The sequence below is a fragment of the Cellulosimicrobium sp. RS genome, assembly GCF_046159675.1.
Taxonomy (GTDB): Bacteria; Actinomycetota; Actinomycetes; order Actinomycetales; family Cellulomonadaceae; genus Cellulosimicrobium; species Cellulosimicrobium funkei.
Genome location: NZ_JBJXVU010000005.1, coordinates 54,771 through 73,149 on the forward strand (window position 1 = coordinate 54,771; position 18,379 = coordinate 73,149).

An 18,379-nucleotide genomic window follows, 5' to 3' on the forward strand; every position below is an offset into this window, starting at 1 on the left:
CGACCGGTCCGGCAGCGACCGGCCGGCGCGTCAGGGGATCAGTCGCGCGGGCGCGCCCGACGCAGCGCCCGGAGGGCGCCCGTGGACCAGAGCGCCCACGCCACGAGCACGGGCTGGAAGAACAGGCGCCCGAACCGCTTGGCGTCGGTGTCGAGGCCGAACCCGTCCTGGTGCTCGAGCCACTGCCCGACGTTCCCCGGGAAGATCACCACGAAGAACGCGGCAGCGACGAGCCCCACGGCGACGCGCCACCGGGACAGCACGACGAGCGACCCGCCGAGCGCGATCTCGACGGCGCCCGACGCGAGCACCGTCACGTCGTCGTCCACGGGGAACCAGGACGGGACCTGCGCCTGGAACTCCTCGCGCGCGACCGTGAGGTGGCTGATCCCGGCCCCGACCAGGGCGAGCCCCAGCGCGACGCGTGCGACCGTCGCGACGGGCGGCACGGGCGGGGCGGGGCGGGTGAGCACGGAGAGGTCCATGGCGCGATCGTCGCACCGGGGCGGTCGGCGCGCGCGTCAGCCCGCCCGCACGAACCCCGACTCGTAGGCGCGCACCACGGCCTGCGTGCGGTCCCGGACGCCGAGCTTGGCGAGGACGTTGCCCACGTGCGTGCGCACGGTCTCGACGCCGAGGTAGAGCTCGGCCGCGATCTCCGCGTTCGACAGCCCCTGCGCGACGAGCCGCAGCACCTCCCCCTCCCGCTCGGTCAGGCGCGCGCCGCGCAGCGCGTCGCCCGTGGGCGGGTGCGCCGTCGCGAGGCGTCGCACGGCGTCGGGGAAGAGCAGCGACTCGCCGCGCGCGACGACGCGCACCGCCTGCGCGACCTCCTCCGGGCGAGCGCGCTTGAGCAGGAACCCGTGCGCCCCGGCCCGGAGCGCGTCGAGCACGTGGTCGTCGTTCTCGAAGGTCGTGAGCACGAGGACGCGCGGGGCGCCGTCCCGCGCGAGCAGCGCCCGCGTCGCCGCGATCCCGTCGACGCGCGGCATCCGCACGTCCATGAGCACGACGTCGGGCCGCGTCCGCGCGACGACGCCTGGCACCTCCGCGCCGTCTCCCCCCTCGCCGACGACCTCGAGGTCCGGCTCCGCGTCGAGGATGACGCGCAGCCCCGCGCGCACGAGCGGCTCGTCGTCGACGAGCACCACGCGGACCGCCCGCGTCACGGGACCGCTCCTGCCCGGGCCCGCGCTCATCGCGACGACCCCGCGCGCGGGAACGTCGCGCGCACGACCCAGGCGCCGCCGTCGGGCGCGGGACCGGCCGCGACCTCCCCACGCAGCAGGTGGGCCCGCTCGCGCATGCCCGCGAGGCCGCGGTGCTCGCGCGCGCCGCCGTCGGGTGCCCGACGCCGCGCGCCCGCCCCGAGCGGGTTGCGCACCTCGACGACCAGCGCGTCACCGGGACCGGGCGCCACCTCGACGGCGACGGGCTCGCCGGGCGCGTGGCGCAGCGCGTTGGTCAGCGCCTCCTGCACGACCCGGTACGCCTCCTGCGACACGGCGCGCGGGACGTCAGGCAGCGCGGCGCCGTCCCGCGCGAGCCGCACGTCGGCGCCCGTGCCGCGCGCGTCGTCGAGCAGGGCGTCGAGGTCGGCGAGCGTGCGGGCCGGGGCGCGGGGCGGCGCCCCCGGGACGTCCGCGCGCAGGAGGCCGAGCACGTGGTCGAGGTCCGCCATCGCGCTGCGGCCCGTCTCCTCGATCGCGGCGAGCGCACGGCGCGCCGCGGGCGGGTCGGAGTCCAGCAGGTGTGCCGCCGCGGCCGCCTGGAGCGTCGTGACGGTCAGGGCGTGGCCGACCGAGTCGTGCAGCTCGCGCGCGAGCCGGCCCCGCTCCGCCGCACGGTCCGCGGCCGCCTCCAGCTCCGCGATCTGCTCCGTCTGGTCCGGGCCGAGCAGCGGGAGGGCCGCCTGGCGCAGCACGGCGCGCGCGAGCACCACGACGTACGGGACGGCGAGCAGCACGAGCACCGCGGTGAGCAGCCACGTCCACGCAGGCAGCGCCTCCCACGGTCGCCAGTCGGCGAGCAGCACCGGCTCGACGCCCGTCGCGGACAGCACGAGCTGCGTCGCGACCGGGACCCCGAACAGCACCACGACCACGACCGCGGCACCGAGGGACAGGTGCAGCGCGTACCAGGCCGCGGCCCGCCAGCGCGTCGCCGCGCCCGGCGGGGCGGCACCGGCCGCGGGGAGCGGCACGTCGACGTCGAGGAACGTCCGCGCCGCCGCGATCTCGAGCGTGCGCACGGGCGCGAGGAACGGGGGCGTGCTCGCGAGGACCGCCGTCACGAGCGCCAGGACGACCGTCGCGACGCGCGGCGTCTGGAGGGACGCGAACATCTGCACGAACCCCGCGACGAGCACCACGTACGCCCCGGCGACGACGCCGCCGACCACGAGGAGCACCCCGGCGCGCACGGTGGCCGTGCTGCGCAGCGGGGCGAGCACCCGTCCCCACCCTCGCGGCGGGCGCGCGTCGGTCGTCATGGCCCCCAGTCTCACCGCGCCGCCCGCGCGGCACATCCCCTCGACGGGGGAACCGCGACCTGCGCGACGCCGCGCGCCCCGGCACGCCCGCTGGTGCAATGGGAGCGTGACCGGGTTCTGGTGGGGCCTCGTCGGGGCGTCGTCGCTGCTCCTCGGGGCCGCGCTCGTCTTCTGGCGCCCGCCGGGCCAGCGGCTCATCGGGCTCGTCATGGCGTTCGGCTCGGGCGTGCTCATCAGCGCGGTCGCCTACGACCTCGTGGAGGACGCGTCGACCCGCGCGAGCGGGCTCGTCCTGCTCGCGGGTCTCGCGGGCGGGGCGCTGACGTTCTTCGTCGGCGACCGGATCATCGACCGGATGGGCGGCGAGGGCCGCAAGCGCTCCACGGGCGTGCAGAAGGAGTCGGTCCAGGCCGCGGGCGGGACCGGCGGCGCGGCGATCGCGCTCGGCACCGTGCTCGACGGCATCCCCGAGTCCGTGGTGCTCGGCGCGACGCTCATCGGGGGCGGCGGGGTGAGCGTCGCGATGCTCGCCGCCGTCTTCGTGTCCAACCTGCCGGAGGCGATGTCGGCGACGGCGGGGCTGCTCAAGGCCGGCACGAAGCCGTTGCGGCTGTGGGTGCTGTGGGGGTCGACGACGCTCGTCTCGGCGCTCGCGGCCGGGATCGGCTACCTCGCGCTCGACGGCGCGTCGCCCGCCGTCGTGGCGGTCACCCAGGCGTTCGCCGCGGGCGCGCTGCTCACCATGCTCGTCGACACGATGATCCCCGAGGCGACGGAGTTCGGCGGACCGGTCACCGGGCTCGTCACGGTGCTCGGGTTCGCGACGGCGTTCGGGCTGAGCTCGATCGGCGGCTGACCGCCGTCAGGCCGCGAGGTCCTGGCCGCTCATGCGGTGGATCGACGCCATGACCTCGTCCGTGAGCTCGCGCCGCGCCTGCGCCGGCTTGGTCCCGGCCGTGATCTGGCGCTGCGGGTCGATGGGCTTGCCGAAGTGCACCTCGACGCGGTGCAGGCGCGGGATCCGCTTGCCGACCGGCTGGACCTTGTCCGTGCCGCGCACGGCGACGGGGACGACGGGCGCGTGCCCGGCGAGCGCGAGCCACGCGACGCCCGTGCGGCCCGGGTGCAGCTTGCCGTCGCGCGAGCGCGTGCCCTCGGGGTAGATCCCGAACGCGCCGCCGCGCTGGAGCACCTCGAGCGCGTCCTCGAGCGAGCGCTGCCCGGCGCGCGGGTCGTCGCGCTGGACGGGGATCATGCCGATCGTCGTGAAGAACCACCGCGACAGGCGGCCCTTGATCCCGCGGCCCGTGAAGTACTCGGCCTTGGCGAGGAACGTCACGTGCCGCGGCGCGACGATCGGGATGAGCAGCGAGTCGATGAACGACAGGTGGTTGCTCGCGAGGATCACCGCACCGTGGCGCGGGATGTTGTTGCGTCCTGTCACCTGGGGCCGCAGCAGCACGTAGGCGAGCAGCGACAGGATGAGCCTCAGGACGCGATAGGTCATCCGTTCATTGTGCACCGTCCGGGGCGCACGTCCGTGCACGCCGTGGACGACGGCTCACCCGTCGGCGCGCGCTCCCACCGCCGCACCGCGCCGCACCCGGCCCCGCCGGGTGACGAGGTACACCGCGAGGATCACGGCCACGAGCCCGGCGGTGGACACGAGCTGGGCGCGCGCGGCGGCGTCGGTCAGCATGAGGACGGCGAGCGCGGCGAGACCCCCGAGCACCGCCCACGTGAGCCACGGGAAGCCCCACATGCGCAGCGTCATCGGCTCGCCCGACGCGCGGGCCTGCACCTCGATCCGACGGCGGAGCCGGAGCTGCGAGACGGCGACGAGGACCCACACGACGAGCAGCGCGGCGCCCACGGCGTTGAGCAGGATGCCCAGCAGCGCCTCCGGCAGGAGCCAGTTCAGCCCGACCGCGACGAGCGCGAAGAACACGGAGACCAGCACCGACACCCAGGGGACGTCGCGCCGCGACACGCGCCGCAGCGCGCGCGGGCCGTCGCCGCGCCCGGCCAGCGAGTAGGCCATGCGCGACGTGCCGTACACGTTCGCGTTGAACGCCGAGAGCAGCGCGACCACGACGACGACCTCCATGACGCGCGCCGCGCCCGGCAGCCCGGCGAGGTCGAGCACCGCGACGAACGGGCTCTCGGCGAGCAGCGGCGAGTCCCACGGGAGCACGAGCACCATGATCGCGACCGAGCCCAGGTAGAACACGAGGATCCGCCACACGATGCTGCGCGTCGCGCGCGCGACGGCGGTGCGCGGCTCGCGCGCCTCGGCGGCGGCGATCGTGACGATCTCGATGCCGCCGAACGCGAAGACGACGACGAGCAGCCCCGCTGCGATGCCGCCCCATCCCTCCGGGGCGAAGCCGCCCTGGCCGAGCAGGTTCGACGTGCCGACGGGCTCCGTCCCGGGCAGCAGGCCGAGCACGAGCAGCACGCCGACGACGAGGAACCCGACGATCGCCGCGACCTTGACGAACGCGAACCAGAACTCGAGCTCGCCGAACTGCCGCACGCCCCACAGGTTGATCACGGCGAACACGACGACCACGGCGAGCGCGACGCCCCACTGCGGCACGTCGGGGTACCAGCCGGTGACGATGCGCGCGGCCCCGGTGATCTCGGCGCCGAGCACCATGACGAGCATGAACCAGTACAGCCAGCCGAGCAGGAACCCGGCCCACGGCCCGAGCGCCTCCTCCGCGTAGACGGAGAACGACCCGCTCGCGGGGCGCGCGCTCGCCATCTCGGCGAGCATCCGCATCACGAGGATGACGACGACGCCCGCGATCGCGTACGACACGAGCACGGCCGGGCCGGCGGTGGCGATCCCGACGCCGGAGCCGAGGAACAGCCCGGCGCCGATCGCGGAGCCGAGGCCCATCATCGTCAGGTGCCGCGTGCGCAGCCCGCTGCCCAGGTGGTCGGCTCCCGGGGCGGCGCCAGGGCCGGCGCTCGGGTCGGCGCCGCGGTCGACGGTCGCGTCGGCGGTCGGGTCGGTCGTCGACGGCCGGGTCTCGGCCGGGGCCCCGCTCGCGGACGGTGCCGGGCGTTCGGGCGTGGGGGTGCTCATGGTGCGGTCCTGCGGTCGGGGTCGGGACGCCGTGCTCGACGCCGACCCACGACGCTACACGGCCCGGGCGCGACGACGCCCCGCACCCGGCGTGAGGGACGCTCGGGGTGCGGGGCGGCGTCGGGCACGACGCTGTGCCGTCGCTACGGGGTCGCGGTCCGCGGGAGCGGGGCGACGGCGTGCTGGCGCGGCGCGGCGGTGCCGTCGCCCGGTGCGGCCGGGTCGTCGGCGCGCTCGCCCGCTCCGGCGGCGGTGCCGGTCTGACGTCCGTCGCCGTCCGGCGCCGGGGCGTCGGGCGTCGGCGCCGAGGCGTCGACGGCGACCGGTCGGCGCGTCGAGCCGTTGAGGACGCCGTCGTCCTGGAGGTCGTCGAGGTCCTCGTCGTCCACGGCGTTCGCACCGTGCTCCGCCCCGGCGGCGAACACCGACGGGTCGGGCGGCGTGCCGAACTTCAGGTGGTTGAAGAGCAGGTTGAGCAGGATCGCCATGACCGCGGCCGAGCTGATGCCCGAGTGGAAGATGATCCCGAACCAGGTAGGGAACTGGTCGTAGAAGTCGGGCTTGGCGATGGGGATCATGCCGAACGAGATCGACGCCGCCACGATGATGAGGTTCATCGGGCGCGAGTAGTCGACCTTGGCGAGCGTGCGGATGCCCGACGCCGCGACCGAGCCGAACAGGACGACGCCCGCACCGCCGAGGACCGGCGTCGGCACCGCGGCGACGACGCGGCCGAGGACCGGCAGCAGGCCGAGGATCACGAGGATCGCGCCGCCCGCCCCCACGACGAACCGCGACTTCACGCCCGTGATGGCCACGAGGCCGACGTTCTGCGCGAACGCCGACTGCGTGAAGGAGCCGAAGAACGGCGACACGATGGACGACGCCATGTCGGCCCGGAGGCCGTCCGCGATGCGCTTGCGGTTCACCTTGGTGCCGACGATCTCGCCGACGGCGATGATGTCGGCCGTCGTCTCGGTGAGGGTCACGAGGATGACGATGAGCATGGAGATGATCGCGGCGATCTCGAACGTCGGCGCCCCGAAGCCGAGGAACGACGGGAACGCGGCGACGGGGCCGTCGCCCACGCCGGAGAAGTCGGCCTTGCCGAGCGCGAGGGCGATGAGCGTCCCGACGACGATCGCGATGAGGATCGACAGGCGCGAGATCGTGCCGCTGCCGACCTTGGACAGCAGGATGACGATCGCGAACGTCAGCGCGGCGAGGCCGATGTTGCTCACCGAGCCGTAGTCGGGCGCGCTCGCGTTGCCGCCCATTGCCCAGTTGGCCGCGACGGGCATGAGCGTGAGCCCGATCGTCGTGATGACGACGCCCGTCACCACGGGTGGGAAGAACCGGATGATCTGCGCGAAGAACGGCGTGATGAGCAGGCCGATCACGGAGGCGACGAGCACCGCGCCCAGGACGCCCGGGATCCCTCCGCCGCCGTTGACGATCGCGACCATCGTGGACACGCCCGCGAAGGACACGCCCTGGACCAGCGGCAGCTGGGACCCGAAGAACGGGATGCCCACCGTCTGCAGGATCGTCGCGAGGCCGCCGATGAAGAGGGACGCCGCGACGAGCATCCCGATCTCGGCGCCGGTCAGGCCCGCGGCGCTCCCCACGATGAGCGGCGGGGCGATGATGCCGCCGTACATCGTGAGCACGTGCTGGAACCCGTACCCGAACGTCGACCCGATGGGCAGCCGCTCGTCCTCGGGGCGTACCGGACGCCGTTCGGCGCCGTCCGTGGCCCTCGTGGCTCGCGCATTCATAGCGGACCTCCTCGTCAGCTATCGTTCCGCTTGGCGGAAAACTACTTCCACTATTCGAACGCCTAGTGTGACCTGTGTCAAGTCCCGGCCCGCAACTCGTACGTGGCCAGCGAGGACGGATGCGGCCGCCCGACGTCGCCCGTCCGCCGCCGCCCGTGACGTCGCCCGTGCGACGCGGCAAAGCGCTGGCACCACGTCGCGCGTCCTCCCTACGCTCCACCGGTGACCACGACCCTGCGGCCCTACCGCCCCGCCGACCTCGACGCGGTCGTCGCGCTGTCGCTGCGCGCGTGGGAGGACGCGTTCGCCTCCTGGCGCGAGATCCTCGGGGAGCGCCTCTACGACCTCGCCTACCCCGACTGGCGCCGCAGCCAGGCGGCGGAGGTGCGGGGCGCGTGCGAGAAGCACCCCGCGACGACGGTCGTCGCGGAGCGCGACGGCCGGGTCGTCGGGTTCGCCACCACGGTGCTCGGCGAGCCCGCGCCGGAGGGCGCCCGCACCGCCGACCTGGAGATCATCGCCGTCGACCCCGACGTGCAGGGCGACGGCATCGGCCGCCGGCTCGTGGAGGCCGCCCTCGCGCTCATGCGCGACGCCGGGTGCGCCTACGCCAACGTCTGGACCGGCGGCGACCCGGGCCACGGCGCCGCGCGCGCCCTGTACGAGTCGAGCGGCTTCACCGCCCTGCCCGTCGTCCACTACTACCGCGAGCTCTGAGCCGGCGGGGACGCCCGGGCGTCGGCCCGATCCGTCCCCGCCGGCCGCGGCTCACCCCGCGACGAGGCGCCGGGCCGCCGCCGAGTGCTCGGCCGCCAGGGCGCCGAGGTCGAGCCCGGGGATCGCGCCGTCGACGACGCGCCACGCGCCGCCCACCATGACGCGGTCCGCGCGGTCGGCGCCGCACAGCAGGAGCGCGGCGACCGGGTCGTGGGCGCCCGAGAAGCGCAGCTCGTCGAGCCGCCACAGCGCGAGGTCGGCCTGCTTGCCCACCGCGAGCACGCCGACGTCGTCCCGCCCCAGCACGCGCGCCGAGCCCCGAGTGCCCCAGCCGAGCGCACGCGTCACGGGGATGTCGGCGCCGTACCGGAGGCGCTGGAGGTAGAGCGCCTGGCGCGCCTCGAGGATCATCGTCGAGGCGTCGTTCGACGCCGAGCCGTCGACCCCGAGACCGACCGGCGCGCCCGCGTCCTCCAGCTCCGCTGCCCGGGCGATGCCGGACGCGAGGCGCATGTTCGACGTCGGGCAGTGCGCGACGCCGGTCCCCGCCGCCCCGAGGCGGCGCACCTCGTCGTCGTCGAGGTGGATGCCGTGGCCGAGCCAGGCGCGGTCCGTGAGCCAGCCGACGGACTCCAGGTAGTCGACCGTGCGCATCCCGAAGCGCTCGCGGCAGAAGTCCTCCTCGTCGACCGTCTCGGCGAGGTGCGTGTGCAGGCGGACGTCGAGCTCCTCCGCGAGCGCCGCGCTCTCGCGCATCGCGTCGGTCGTCACGGAGAACGGCGAGCAGGGCGCGAACGCGATCTGCACCTGCGCCCCGGCGCCCCGCTCGTGGTACGTGTCCACGAGCCGCCGCGAGTCCGCGAGGATCGTGTCGAGGTCCTGGACGACCGACTGCGGCGGCAGGCCGCCGTCGTCCTGGCCGAGCGTCATGGAGCCGCGCGTGAGGGTCGCGCGCATCCCGAGCCGCCGGACCGCCGCGACCTGGAGGTCGATCGCGTCGTCGAGACCGTCCGGGAACACGTAGTGGTGGTCGGCCGCCGTCGTGCAGCCGGAGAGCAGGAGCTCGGCGAGGGCGACGGTCGTCGCGAGCTCGTGGTCGCGCGGCGTGAGGCGCGCCCAGACCGGGTAGAGGCGCTGCAGCCAGGGGAAGAGCGGGGCGTCGGCGACCGGCCCCCAGGCCCGCGTGAGCGTCTGGTAGAAGTGGTGGTGCGTGTTGATCAGGCCTGGCGTGAGCACGTGCTGCGACGCGTCGAACGTCTCGTCGACGGGAGCGGACGGCTGCGCGCCGGCCGCGACGAGCTCGACGATCACCCCGCCCTCGACGACGAGGCCGCCGCGCGCGTCCGGGGCGCCCGGGGAGTCGTCGGCGGTGAACACGCCGAGCGGGTCGCGGACCCACGTCCTGGTCGCTGCGTCGGTGCTGGTCATGGTGCCTCCTGGTGGCTCGTCGCTCACCGGGGCGCGGCTCCGGCGCCACGGTGCGCCGGCTCAGTGGTCCTGTCTGCCGATCCAGGTGCCGCGCGTCACGCGGCCCGGCCGACGCTAGGCCGGGCCGCGACCGCCGTCAAGATGCGCCCGCCGCTTCCCGCGCGCGACCTCGGCCGCTGCGCCATCCTGGTGCTCGCCGCCGCCGACCACCGGGAGCCGTCCGTGAACGTCTACGCCCCGCTCGTGCCGGTGTTCGTCGTCGCCCTGGTGGCGCCGCTGCTCACGGGCCTCATGCCCGTGCGGTCGCGCGTCCCGCAGGTCGTCGTGCTGCTGCTGGGCGGCATCCTCGTCGGGCCGTCCGCGCTCGACCTCGCCACGCCCGACGACGTCACGCTCCTCTCGGACCTCGGCATGGGCTTCCTCTTCCTCCTGGCCGGGTACGAGCTCGAGCCGAGCCTCCTGCGCGAGCGCGTCGGTCGGCGGGCCGGAGCGGCGTGGCTGACGTCGCTCGTCGTCGGCGCCGTGCTCGTCCTCGCGATCGTGGGCCACGACTCGCCGCACGCCGTCGCGGCGGGGGCGATCGCGCTCACGACGACGGCGCTCGGCGTGGTGCTCCCCATCCTGCGCGACGGCGGTCAGCTCGGCTCGCGGCTCGGCCGTGCGGTGCTCGTGGTCGGCGCGGTGGGCGAGCTCGGCCCGATCGTCGCCATGGCCGTGCTGCTCGGGACGCGCGAGAGCGGGGTCGCGGCGATCCTGCTCGTCCTGTTCGCGGTCGTCGCGGTCGCGCTGTCCGCGCTGCCGGGCCGGCTGGGGCGCCTCAAGGCACTCGGCGGCGACCGCCTCTTCAGCGCGGCGGAGCACGGGACCGGCCAGAGCACGCTGCGCCTCACGGTGCTGCTGCTCGTCGTGCTGCTCGCGCTCGCCGCGGGCCTGGGCTTCGACGCGGTGCTGGGCGCGTTCGTCGGCGGCATGGTGCTGCGACGCTGGGCGCCCGGCGACGTCGAGGCGCTGGAGAAGAAGCTCGACGCGGTCGCGTGGGGCGTGTTCGTGCCGGTGTTCTTCGTGAGCTCCGGCATGGGCCTGGACATCGACTCCATCGTCGCGTCTCCGCTGCTGCCGCTGACGTTCTTCGCGCTCATGGTGGTCGTGCGGGGCGGCCCGGTGCTCCTGTGGTTCCGGCGCGAGCTGCCGTCGGTCGAACGCGTCCAGACGGCGCTCTACGCGGCGACCGCGCTGCCGCTGCTCGTCGCGCTCACGGAGATCGCGGTCGAGCAGGGCGCCATGACGTCGCAGGTCGGGGCGGCGCTCGTCGGCGCGGGCGTGCTGTCGGTGATCGTGCTGCCGATGGTCGCGAGCCGGCTCGGCCCGCGCGAGCCGGGCGCCCGCTCGCCCGGACCGGGCGAGCAGGGCGAGCCGGGCCCGCGCGTCGACCCGCCCGACGACGCGGCGACCGCGCGCGGGTGACGCACCCCGGGGTGCCCCGCCCGCGCGGCCGGTCGCCGCGGAGCCAGGTCAGCCGGGTGTCAGAGCGTCCACTGCTGGGCGGTCGTGCCGTTGCACGTCCAGGTCTGCAGCCGCTGGCCGTCGTGCAGGGGCGCGCCGCCCGTGGCGTCGAGGCAGAGCCCGGACTGCGGGTTGCGCAGCGCCTTGCTCCCCGCGTCGTAGGCCCACTTCTGCGCGCCCGTCCCGTTGCACGTCCACACCTGCACGGCGGCGCCGCGCGTCGTCGCGCCGTCGCGCACGTCGAGGCACTTGCCGAGCGCACGGACGGACCCGTCGGAGCCGCGCGTCCAGGTCTGCGCGGCGTTGCCGCTGCACGTGACGATCTGCACCTGGTTGCCGTCGGTCGGGTCCGCCCACGGGACGTCGACGCACATGCCGTTCGCGGCGCGCACCGCGCCGGTCCCCGTGGGCAGGCCGGTGCCGGGGTTCCCCGGGTTCGACGAGCCCGAGCCGTTGTCGTAGACGCGCACGTAGTCGACCTTCATCTGCTGCGGGAGCTGGGTCGTGCCGTCGGGGTAGCCGGGCCACTGCCCGCCGACCGCGACGTTGAGGATGAGGAAGAACGGCTGGTCGAACACCCAGGCGTTCGCGCCGACGCTCGCGCGCGTGACGCGGTGGAACTGCTGGCCGTCGACGAACCACGTGATCTCCCCCGGCTTCCAGTCGACCGCGAACGTGTGGAACGTGTCCGCGAACGACCAGCCCTGCGGGTGCTGGTACATGCCCGTGATGCCGGAGCCGCCGGAGTACCCCGGGCCGTGCACCGTGCCGTGCACGCGGTGCGGCTCGAACCCGACGTTCTCCATGATGTCGATCTCGCCCGACGACGGCCACGGCGTCCCGGGGAAGCTCCCGCCGAGCATCCAGAACGCCGGCCAGATCCCCTGGCCGCGCGGGATCTGGATGCGCGCCTCGATGCGCCCGTACTGCGGCTGGTACTTGCCCTGGGTCGTCATGCGGGCCGACGTGTACGGCCCGTCGCCCTCGCGACGCGCGGTGATGACGAGGTTGCCCTGGCCGTCGAGCGCGGAGTTGGCGCGCGAGGCCGTGTAGTTCTGGAGCTCGGCGTTGCCCCACCCGTGCGCGCCGGTCTCGTGGTTCCAGACGGCCGGGTTCGGCGCCGAGCCCGCCGCGCCGTCGAACTCGTCGGACCACAGGAGGTCGCCGGGTGCGGCTGCGGCCGACGTCGCGGGCACGGTGACGGCGAGCGCCGCGGCGGCCGCCGTGAGCGCGGCGACGAGCGCGCCCGCGAGGCGCCGCCGGGCGCGGGGTCGGGGCCCGGCCGGGGTGCGGGGCGGGGTCAGGGGCGGGGTCAGGGAGCGGTGACGTGCGAGGTCCATCGTTCCTCCAGGTCCGGCGGCGGTGCCGCCTGCGTCTCGCCACGGTGCGCGACGTGCTCTCGGCGCGACTCTGCACCGGGGCGGGGGCCGTTCCTCGGCCCTCCGTCGCGAACCTACGGCGGCGGGATCATGCCGAGCAAGCGCTCTCTCGGCGTGTCGTGGGATCGCTCCCATCTCGCTTTCCCCGCCACCCCGGGCGCGCGGGCGGCCCGACCGCCCCCGTGAACGCCCCAGCACGTCAGGCGGTCGCAGGGACCGCCGCGTCGAGGATCGCCTCGGCCGCCCGGCGCGCCTGGCGCGCGACGTCGAGGTCCTGCGTGATGGCCGCCGTCGTCTGCGCACCCTCGGCGAGCAGCACGACCTGGAGCGCGACGTCGTCGGGCAGGCCCGCCTCGCGCACGACGTCGCGCGCGTACCGCTGGAACGACTCCTTGTGCTCGCGCACCGCGGCGGCGACCCCGGGCGACGTCGCGCCCAGCTCGCCGAACGAGTTGATGAACGCGCACCCGCGGAAGCCGTCCTCGCGGAACCACGTGTCGAGGAAGTCGAACACCGCGAGCAGGCGGTCACGGGGCGTGGCCGCTCCCGCGGCGGCCTGCGCGATCCCCTCGTCCCACCGGCGCGTGCGCTGGCGCAGGACGGCGACGACGAGGTCGTCCTTGGACGGGAAGAGCGAGTAGATGCGCTTGAGCGACACCCCGGCCTCGGCGCGGACGGCGTCCATCCCGACGGACTGCACGCCCTGGGCGTAGAACAGCCGGTCGGCCGCGGCCACCACGGCCGCACGGGCGCTCGCGTCGTCGAGCATCGCTCATCTCCTGTTCACGTCGTACCGCTTGCGCGGAGAACCATCGTTCTCTAGTGTAGCGACTCACGGGAGAACGACCGTTCTCCCGACGCCGCGAAGGGAGCACGACCATGGGGTACATCACCGTCGGGCAGGAGAACTCCACCGACATCGAGCTCTACTACGAGGACCAGGGCACCGGGCAGCCGGTCGTCCTCATCCACGGCTACCCGCTCGACGGCCACAGCTGGGAGCTGCAGAAGCGCGAGCTGCTCGACGCCGGCCACCGCGTCATCACCTACGACCGCCGCGGGTTCGGCGCGTCGAGCAAGGTCGGCAGCGGCTACGACTACGACACGTTCGCAGCCGACCTCGACACCGTCCTCGAGACGCTCGACCTGCGCGACGTGATCCTCGTCGGCTTCTCCATGGGCACCGGCGAGCTCGCCCGCTACGTGAAGAACCACGGCCACGAGCGCGTCGCCAAGCTCGCGTTCCTCGCCTCGCTCGAGCCCTTCCTCGTCCAGCGCGACGACAACCCGGAGGGCGTCCCGCAGTCCGTGTTCGACGGCATCGTCGAGGCCGCGCGCTCCGACCGCTACGCCTGGTACACGCAGTTCTACAAGGACTTCTACAACCTCGACGAGAACCTCGGGACCCGCATCAGCGAGGACGCCGTGCACGCGAGCTGGATCACCGCGATCGGCTCCGCGCCCGTCGCCGCGTACGCGGTCGTGCCGACCTGGATCGAGGACTTCCGGGCCGACGTCGAGGCCGTCCGCGCGGCCGGCAAGCCGACGCTGATCCTGCACGGCACGAAGGACAACATCCTGCCGATCGACGCGACCGGGCGCCGCTTCCGCCAGCTCGTGCCGGACGCCGAGTACGTCGAGGTCGAGGGCGCTCCCCACGGCCTGCTCGTCACGCACGCGGCCGAGGTCAACGAGGCGCTGCTCGCCTTCGTCGGTCGCTGACCGCGACGCTCCTCGCGGGAGCGGTCGCCCGTCCGAGCGCCGCGACCGGGCGCCGGGGTGGTCCCCGGCGCCCGGCGCCACGGCCGAGTGAGCGTCAGGCGACCGTCACGCGGTAGTCGTCGGCGTCGTCGTCCCAGGCGAGGTCGACGGCGCCGGCGGCCTGCGCCGCCTTGCAGAACTGCAGGAACCCGCGGTACCCGAGCGCCTTCTCGCTGAAGTCGGGGCGCTTCTTGCGGATCGCGTTCTTCAGCCCGGACAGGACCGTCGAGCCGCCCTCCTCGCGGACCACGTCGCGCACGAGCGCGAACGCCTGGTCCGTGTCGCCCTGCGCGGGCAGCGACACCTCGGGGTCGCCCGTCGCGGGGCCGGGCGCGAGCTCCACGAAGCTCCGGTCGGCGAGGAACCGCAGGAACTCGCCGAAGTTGCGGAACCCGTAGTCCGCCTCGCTGAACGTCGGGTCCTTGCGCAGCAGCGTGCGCTTGAGCACCGACGCGGTGACCGGGCCGCTCGTGGACGCCTCGAGGTCGGCCAGCGTCTGCGCGACGCGCACCTCCATCGGGACGTCCTCGCCCGACGGCGCGTCGTCGTCGGCCTCGGGGGTCGTCGCGACGAGCGCGGGCTCGTCGGTCGGCTGCTCGACGGGCGTCGTCTCGCCGTCGACCTCGGCGTTCTCGGTCACGACGGGCTCGCCCCGGCGCGACGAGCGCCCGACGGCCTCGCCGAGCTCCGCGAGCGCCGCCGCGGCCGGGGTCTCGACCTCCGGCTCGGCGATCTCGGTCGCCTTGCGGCGCCCGGACGTGCGACCCCCGGTGCGCTTCGCCTTCGCGCCGCCCGACGGCGCCCCGGCGCGCCCGCCGCGGACCGAGCGGGGCTCCGGCTCGTCGGGGACGTCGACACCCTCGAGCCGGTCGTAGAAGAGGAACTCGTCGCACGCGGGCGGCAGGAGGCGGGACGTCGACTTCTCGACGCCGACGCCGATGACGCGCTTGTTCAGCTCGCGCAGCTTGTGGACGAGCGGGGAGAAGTCGCTGTCCCCCGTGCACATGACGAACGTCGAGATGTAGTCGCGCTCGAACGCCATCTCGATCGCGTCGACGACCATCTTGATGTCGGCGGCGTTCTTGCGGGACGCCCCCATGCGCTGGGGCATCTCGATGAGCTCGACCTGGTGGCGCGTGAGCGAGCGACGGTCCTCGTCGAAGTACGACCAGTCCGCGTACGCCCGCCGCACGACGACGCGCCCGCGCACGGCGAGCGCGTCGGCGATCGGGCCGAAGTCGAACGTCATGCCGCCCAGGTGCTCGCGCGCCCCGAGCGCGAGGTTCTCGTAGTCGATGAAGACGGCCAGGCGCTCCTCGGTGTCCATGCCCGCCAGCCTAGGCGCAGACCACGACGCCGCGCCGCCGCACCCGGGCGGCGTGGGCCCCGGTCGATGAGTCCCGGGTCCCGCGCCGGTCCTCCTCGGTGGCGGCCGGACGCCGGCCGCCGCCGAGCCGAGGGAGCAGCCATGACCGACCGCCTCACGACGAGCCGCGTCACCACCGCCCGGGGCGACGCCGTCGCCTACGACCTGCGCGGCGAGGGCCCGGGCCTCGTGTTCGTCGCCGGTGCGGGGCCGTTCCGCGCGATCGACCCGGTGACCACCGAGACGGCGGAGCGCGTGGCCCGGCAGGGCGTCACGACCCTCGTCCACGACCGCCTCGGGCGGGGCGACAGCCCGGCCGACGGCGTGCTCGACCTCGAGCGCGAGCTGTCCGCCCTCGCGGCGGTCATCGCCGTCGCAGACCGCGGCACGGGCCGCGGGGCGGTGCTGTGCGGGCACTCGTCCGGCTGCACGATCGCGCTCGCGGCGGTACTCGCCGGCCTGCCCGTGACCGGCCTCGTGCTGTGGGAGGCGCCGCTGGGCGACGACGCAGCGACGACGAAGGAGTGGATCGACGAGTTCGAGCGCCGGCTCGACGCCGAGGACTACGTCGGCGCGACCGAGCAGTACATGAAGGACATGCCGCCCGAGTGGCTCGAGGGCATGCGCCGCTCCCCCGACTTCGAACGGCTCGCGCGCGGCTCGCGCAGCCAGCGCGCCGACGGCGAGTCCCTCGTCCGCGCGTCGGCGGCGATCGAGGACGGGACTCTCGCGCGCGTGGGGGTCCCGGTGTTCGCGGCGTACGGGACGTCGACGTTCCCCGAGATGCCGCTCTCCGCACGGAAGATCGTGGACGCGGTGCCGCACGGCGAGGTCCGCGCGATCGAGGGCGCGTTCCACTCCTGGGATCCCGCGGCGATGGCGGACGTGCTGACGCGCTTCGTCCAGGACACCGTCGACTGAGTCGATGTGTACGGCCGTACACATCGTGTGTACGATCGTCCGCATGCCGTCTCCCACCCTCGCGCGCCCGGCGCCGGACGTCCGGCGCGCGCGGGTCGCCGTCGCCGCGCTGTTCCTCACGAACGGCGCGCTGTTCGCGAACCTCGTGCCGCGATACCCCGAGATCAAGGCCGGGCTCGACCTGGGCAACGCGACGTACGGGCTCGCCGTCGCGGCGTTCCCCGCGGGGGCCATCACTGCCGGGCTCGCGGCCGCGGCGCTCGTCCGCCGGTTCGGGTCGGCGCGCGTCGCGGTCGCGGGCACCGTGCTCACCGCGGCCGGGCTGCTGCTCGCGGGCCTGGCGCCCGCCCTGCCGCTGCTCGTCGTCGCGCTGTTCGCGGCGGGGGCGATGGACGCGTTCACGGACGTCGCGCAGAACGCGCACGGGCTGCGCGTCCAGCGCCGCTACGGCCGTTCGATCATCAACGGCTTCCACGCGCTGTGGTCGGTCGGCGCCGTCGTCGGCGGGGGCATGGCGGCCGCCGCCATCGCGCTCGGCCTGCCCCTCGGCGTCCACCTCGCGATCACGGGCGCGCTCTTCGCGGTGGTCGCGCTCGTCGCGCTGCGCTGGTGCCTGCCGGGGCTCGACGGCGAGGCGCCCGACGCCGTCCCGGCCGAGGCCGAGGCGGGTGCGGCGGCCGGCGCCCCGGCGAGCGCGGAGCCCGCAGGGGCCGGCGCAGCACTCGCGCGCGCGTCCCGGGGCCGCACGGCCGCCGTCCTCGCCGCGCTCGTGCTCGTCGCCGTCGCGGGCACCCTCGTCGAGGACGCGGGCAGCACGTGGGCCGCGGTCTACCTGTCCGGGTCGCTCGGCGCCCCCGCGACGCTCGCCGCCGCCGGCTTCGTCGCGCTCGTCGGCGCCCAGTTCGTCGGGCGCCTCGTCGGCGACCGCCTCGTGGACCGCTTCGGCCAGCGTGCCGTCGCCCGGACCGGGGGTGCGCTCGTCGCGCTCGGTACGGGCCTCGCGCTCGCGTTCCCCTCCGTGCCCGGCACCATCGCCGGGTTCGCCGCCGCCGGGTTCGGCGTCGCGACCCTCGTCCCGGCCGCGATGCAGCAGGCGGACGAGCTCCCCGGGCTGCGCGCGGGCACGGGCCTCACGCTCGTCTCGTGGCTCATGCGGCTCGGGTTCCTCCTGTCGCCGCCGATCGTCGGGCTCGTCGCCGACGCCACGAGCCTGCGGACCGGCCTGCTCGTGCTCCCGCTGGCGGGCGTCGTCGTCGTGCTGCTCGCCGGCGTCCTCGCACCGCGCCGCGCCACCACCTCGCGGCACCGCCCCGCCCCGCACGACCGCACCCTCGAGTCCCAGGAGACCCGCGCATGACCACCGACTACTTCGCCGGCGACGACCGCACCAGCTACGAGCGCATGGCCGCGGGCGACCTGTACGTCGCCGACGACCCGGAGATCGCGCGCGGCGTCCACCGCGGCCTGCGCCTCGTCGACGCCTACCACCGGGCGGTGCTCGACGGCGACGACGACGGCGCCCGCGAGATCCTCACCGACCTGCTCGGCTCGCTCGGCGAGGGCGCGTCGGTGAAGCCCCCGCTCGCGGTCGACTTCGGCAGCAACGTGCACCTCGGCGACCGGACCTTCGTCAACTCCGGGCTCACCGCGCTCGACGTCGCGGCGATCACCGTCGGCGACGACTGCCTCATCGGCCCCAACGTCCAGCTCCTCACCCCCACGCACCCCGTCGACCCCCAGCCGCGGCGCGACAAGCTCGAGGCCGCCGAGCCCATCACGCTCGGCGACAACGTGTGGCTCGGCGGCGGCGTCATCGTGTGCCCGGGCGTGACGATCGGCGACAACACCGTCGTGGGTGCGGGCTCCGTCGTCACGCGCGACCTGCCCGCGAACGTCGTGGCCGTCGGCAACCCGGCGCGCGTGATCCGCGAGAACATCTGA

Annotated in this window: 17 protein-coding genes; 7 read left to right on the top strand and 10 right to left on the bottom strand. The window is 75.0% G+C overall.

The genetic code is table 11. The features are described 5' to 3' along the window. Positions 1–38: 38 nt before the first annotated feature. Genes ACI769_RS09290 through ACI769_RS09300 form a run of 3 tightly spaced genes read right to left on the bottom strand, consistent with a single transcriptional unit; the run spans position 39 to position 2,491 of the window. Positions 39–485, bottom strand: a complete 447-nt coding sequence (locus ACI769_RS09290; protein ID WP_009864071.1) for a MauE/DoxX family redox-associated membrane protein — start codon at positions 483–485, stop codon at positions 39–41. Between the two features lie 36 nt (positions 486–521). Beyond that, on the bottom strand, positions 522–1,169 hold the full coding sequence (locus tag ACI769_RS09295; protein WP_409141492.1) for a response regulator: 648 nt from the start codon (positions 1,167–1,169) through the stop codon (positions 522–524). 26 nt (positions 1,170–1,195) lie between these two features. After that, positions 1,196–2,491: a sensor histidine kinase gene (locus ACI769_RS09300; RefSeq protein WP_409141493.1), complete on the bottom strand. Its 1,296-nt coding sequence runs from the start codon at positions 2,489–2,491 to the stop codon at positions 1,196–1,198. A gap of 106 nt (positions 2,492–2,597) precedes the next feature. Here ACI769_RS09300 and ACI769_RS09305 point away from each other — a divergent pair, with 106 nt between their 5' ends. Next, entirely contained in the window at positions 2,598–3,347 is a 750-nt protein-coding gene (locus ACI769_RS09305) for a ZIP family metal transporter (RefSeq protein ID WP_137281280.1), read from the top strand. 6 nt (positions 3,348–3,353) lie between these two features. Here the strand turns inward: ACI769_RS09305 and ACI769_RS09310 are convergent, their stop codons facing one another. The 3 genes from ACI769_RS09310 to ACI769_RS09320 form a co-directional block, all read right to left on the bottom strand. Beyond that, positions 3,354–3,998: a 1-acyl-sn-glycerol-3-phosphate acyltransferase gene (locus ACI769_RS09310; protein WP_061268954.1), complete on the bottom strand. Its 645-nt coding sequence runs from the start codon at positions 3,996–3,998 to the stop codon at positions 3,354–3,356. A gap of 54 nt (positions 3,999–4,052) precedes the next feature. Further along, complete coding sequence (locus tag ACI769_RS09315; RefSeq protein WP_409141494.1) at positions 4,053–5,585, bottom strand: amino acid permease; 1,533 nt, start codon at positions 5,583–5,585, stop codon at positions 4,053–4,055. A 143-nt stretch (positions 5,586–5,728) separates the two neighbouring features. After that, complete coding sequence (locus ACI769_RS09320; protein WP_081600215.1) at positions 5,729–7,363, bottom strand: nucleobase:cation symporter-2 family protein; 1,635 nt, start codon at positions 7,361–7,363, stop codon at positions 5,729–5,731. Positions 7,364–7,585: 222 nt separating this feature from the next. Here ACI769_RS09320 and ACI769_RS09325 point away from each other — a divergent pair, with 222 nt between their 5' ends. Next, a complete protein-coding gene (locus ACI769_RS09325; RefSeq protein ID WP_085387047.1) occupies positions 7,586–8,080 on the top strand; it encodes a GNAT family N-acetyltransferase in 495 nt (164 codons plus the stop codon). 51 nt (positions 8,081–8,131) lie between these two features. On the opposite strand, the gene ACI769_RS09330 is transcribed toward ACI769_RS09325, so the two are convergent. Then, on the bottom strand, positions 8,132–9,508 hold the full coding sequence (locus ACI769_RS09330) for an 8-oxoguanine deaminase (protein ID WP_409141495.1): 1,377 nt from the start codon (positions 9,506–9,508) through the stop codon (positions 8,132–8,134). 141 nt (positions 9,509–9,649) lie between these two features. Here ACI769_RS09330 and ACI769_RS09335 point away from each other — a divergent pair, with 141 nt between their 5' ends. After that, positions 9,650–10,972: a cation:proton antiporter gene (locus tag ACI769_RS09335; RefSeq protein ID WP_409141496.1), complete on the top strand. Its 1,323-nt coding sequence runs from the start codon at positions 9,650–9,652 to the stop codon at positions 10,970–10,972. A 59-nt stretch (positions 10,973–11,031) separates the two neighbouring features. On the opposite strand, the gene ACI769_RS09340 is transcribed toward ACI769_RS09335, so the two are convergent. Both ACI769_RS09340 and ACI769_RS09345 read right to left on the bottom strand, forming a co-directional pair. Further along, a complete protein-coding gene (locus ACI769_RS09340) occupies positions 11,032–12,351 on the bottom strand; it encodes a family 16 glycosylhydrolase (protein WP_409141497.1) in 1,320 nt (439 codons plus the stop codon). A gap of 238 nt (positions 12,352–12,589) precedes the next feature. Next, positions 12,590–13,159 (bottom strand): TetR/AcrR family transcriptional regulator, encoded by a 570-nt coding sequence (locus tag ACI769_RS09345; RefSeq protein ID WP_137281287.1) that lies wholly within the window; start codon positions 13,157–13,159, stop codon positions 12,590–12,592. Positions 13,160–13,269: 110 nt separating this feature from the next. Between ACI769_RS09345 and ACI769_RS09350 the strand changes: the two genes are divergently transcribed. Continuing rightward, the gene (locus ACI769_RS09350) at positions 13,270–14,112 is read left to right on the top strand and encodes an alpha/beta fold hydrolase (protein ID WP_061268960.1); all 843 of its coding nucleotides are present in this window, start codon (positions 13,270–13,272) and stop codon (positions 14,110–14,112) included. Between the two features lie 94 nt (positions 14,113–14,206). On the opposite strand, the gene ACI769_RS09355 is transcribed toward ACI769_RS09350, so the two are convergent. After that, a complete protein-coding gene (locus ACI769_RS09355) occupies positions 14,207–15,478 on the bottom strand; it encodes an NYN domain-containing protein (RefSeq protein ID WP_061268961.1) in 1,272 nt (423 codons plus the stop codon). Between the two features lie 141 nt (positions 15,479–15,619). Between ACI769_RS09355 and ACI769_RS09360 the strand changes: the two genes are divergently transcribed. Genes ACI769_RS09360 through ACI769_RS09370 form a run of 3 tightly spaced genes read left to right on the top strand, consistent with a single transcriptional unit; the run spans position 15,620 to position 18,379 of the window. Next, complete coding sequence (locus ACI769_RS09360; protein WP_409141498.1) at positions 15,620–16,438, top strand: alpha/beta fold hydrolase; 819 nt, start codon at positions 15,620–15,622, stop codon at positions 16,436–16,438. Between the two features lie 43 nt (positions 16,439–16,481). Continuing rightward, the gene (locus tag ACI769_RS09365; RefSeq protein WP_409141499.1) at positions 16,482–17,795 is read left to right on the top strand and encodes an MFS transporter; all 1,314 of its coding nucleotides are present in this window, start codon (positions 16,482–16,484) and stop codon (positions 17,793–17,795) included. Next, a complete protein-coding gene (locus ACI769_RS09370; RefSeq protein ID WP_354052250.1) occupies positions 17,792–18,379 on the top strand; it encodes a sugar O-acetyltransferase in 588 nt (195 codons plus the stop codon). Before ACI769_RS09365 ends, ACI769_RS09370 begins: the two co-directional genes overlap by 4 nt.

What these genes read in the sequence shown, in the direction of transcription:
- ACI769_RS09290 (WP_009864071.1), bottom strand. Translation starts at nt 485, where the DNA reads ATGGACCTCTCCGTGCTCACCCGCCCCGCCCCGCCCGTGCCGCCCGTC.
- ACI769_RS09300 (WP_409141493.1), bottom strand. Translation starts at nt 2,491, where the DNA reads ATGACGACCGACGCGCGCCCGCCGCGAGGGTGGGGACGGGTGCTCGCC.
- ACI769_RS09310 (WP_061268954.1), bottom strand. Translation starts at nt 3,998, where the DNA reads ATGACCTATCGCGTCCTGAGGCTCATCCTGTCGCTGCTCGCCTACGTG.
- ACI769_RS09315 (WP_409141494.1), bottom strand. Translation starts at nt 5,585, where the DNA reads ATGAGCACCCCCACGCCCGAACGCCCGGCACCGTCCGCGAGCGGGGCC.
- ACI769_RS09320 (WP_081600215.1), bottom strand. Translation starts at nt 7,363, where the DNA reads ATGAATGCGCGAGCCACGAGGGCCACGGACGGCGCCGAACGGCGTCCG.
- ACI769_RS09330 (WP_409141495.1), bottom strand. Translation starts at nt 9,508, where the DNA reads ATGACCAGCACCGACGCAGCGACCAGGACGTGGGTCCGCGACCCGCTC.
- ACI769_RS09335 (WP_409141496.1), top strand. Translation starts at nt 9,650, where the DNA reads ATGCGCCCGCCGCTTCCCGCGCGCGACCTCGGCCGCTGCGCCATCCTG.
- ACI769_RS09340 (WP_409141497.1), bottom strand. Translation starts at nt 12,351, where the DNA reads ATGGACCTCGCACGTCACCGCTCCCTGACCCCGCCCCTGACCCCGCCC.
- ACI769_RS09345 (WP_137281287.1), bottom strand. Translation starts at nt 13,159, where the DNA reads ATGCTCGACGACGCGAGCGCCCGTGCGGCCGTGGTGGCCGCGGCCGAC.
- ACI769_RS09350 (WP_061268960.1), top strand. Translation starts at nt 13,270, where the DNA reads ATGGGGTACATCACCGTCGGGCAGGAGAACTCCACCGACATCGAGCTC.
- ACI769_RS09355 (WP_061268961.1), bottom strand. Translation starts at nt 15,478, where the DNA reads ATGGACACCGAGGAGCGCCTGGCCGTCTTCATCGACTACGAGAACCTC.
- ACI769_RS09360 (WP_409141498.1), top strand. Translation starts at nt 15,620, where the DNA reads ATGACCGACCGCCTCACGACGAGCCGCGTCACCACCGCCCGGGGCGAC.
- ACI769_RS09365 (WP_409141499.1), top strand. Translation starts at nt 16,482, where the DNA reads ATGCCGTCTCCCACCCTCGCGCGCCCGGCGCCGGACGTCCGGCGCGCG.
- ACI769_RS09370 (WP_354052250.1), top strand. Translation starts at nt 17,792, where the DNA reads ATGACCACCGACTACTTCGCCGGCGACGACCGCACCAGCTACGAGCGC.